At 39.9% G+C, this 1,400-nt stretch carries 2 protein-coding genes; both read right to left on the reverse strand.

Annotation, left to right across the window (positions count from 1 at the left end; all coding sequences use genetic code 11):
• A partial coding sequence (locus C1642_RS12045; protein ID WP_103236377.1) for an amino acid ABC transporter ATP-binding protein occupies positions 1-717 on the reverse strand: 717 nt, incomplete at its 3' end.
• A gap of 13 nt (positions 718-730) precedes the next feature.
• A partial coding sequence (locus tag C1642_RS12050) for an amino acid ABC transporter permease (RefSeq protein ID WP_228153852.1) occupies positions 731-1,400 on the reverse strand: 670 nt, incomplete at its 5' end.

Below are 1,400 nucleotides of genomic sequence, written 5' to 3' on the forward strand. Positions count from 1 at the left end.
GAAAATTTTAGCGCGCTCATGACGTGCTTCTAAATTATCAAAGAATTCATGGGTTGGGCAATCTTCAAGAATTTTACCTTCATCCATAAAAATTAAACGGTTAGATACGCGTTTTGCAAAGCCCATTTCATGTGTTACACACATCATGGTCATACCTTCATGAGCAAGTTGCACCATCACTTCAAGAACCTCACCTACCATTTCAGGGTCGAGTGCCGAAGTAGGTTCATCAAACAACATACAGATTGGGTCCATTGATAAGCCACGGGCAATAGCAACACGCTGTTGCTGACCACCAGAAAGTTGCCCTGGAAATTTATCCTTATGGGCAAGCAGACCTACACGTTCTAAATATTTAAGACCTTTTTCACGCGCTTCTGCAACTGAACGTTTTAAAACTTTTACTTGGGCAATGGTTAAATTTTCCAAAACAGTCATGTGAGGAAAAAGTTCAAAATGCTGGAACACCATTCCTACCCGAGAACGGAACTTTGCAAGATCAGTTTTCGGATCTTTTAGTGAAACCCCATCAACAATAATGTCGCCTTGCTGAAACGGCTCTAAAGCATTTACAGTTTTAATGAGCGTTGATTTGCCTGAACCGGATGGCCCACAAACAACAACGACATCACCTTTTTCAATACTCGTCGTGCAATCTGTTAAAACCTGAAAATCACCATACCATTTAGAGATATGTTGGATGTCTATCATTGGCATTTAAAATCTCCAATTAGCGAATGATGGCAATTTTTTTCTGCAAACGTTTGACTAATTGCGATAGCACAAACGAGCTACAGAAATACACCACAGCGACGATTAAATAGAATGTTGCTTTCGTTTCAGGACCATAGGTATTAGCCAAAGTATCTGCACGACCTAAGAAGTCTGGTGCACTAATGACATAAACTAATGACACATCCTGAAATAAAATGATGGTTTGAGTAAGTAATACCGGAAGCATATTGCGAAAGGCCTGCGGTAACACCACGTAACGCATGGATTGTCCATAGGTAAAACCTAAAGCGTAGCCTGCATTGACTTGCCCTTTTGAAATAGACTGAATACCCGAACGTACAATTTCCGAGAAAAACGCAGCTTCAAAAATGGCAAAAGTCACAACGCTGGAAAATAATGGCCCCCAATACGTATCTGATTGAAACTCAAATATCTTTGGCAACAAGAAATAAAAAATAAAAATAACCTGAATTAATGGGATACCACGGAATAAATCTACATAGAACTTGGCAAAGTTACTTGCAAGGGCGTTGTTGGATAAACGCATCATTGCCAAAGGAGTTCCAATGAGGATGCCCCCCATCATTGCAAGCACGGTTACGGTAAGTGTAAAAATAAATCCTTCTTTTAATGCCGCAATAACATCAGGATTATGCAATAGAGAA

This window comes from Acinetobacter sp. AKBS16 (assembly GCF_002899995.1).
Lineage (GTDB): Bacteria > Pseudomonadota > Gammaproteobacteria > Pseudomonadales > Moraxellaceae > Acinetobacter > Acinetobacter baumannii.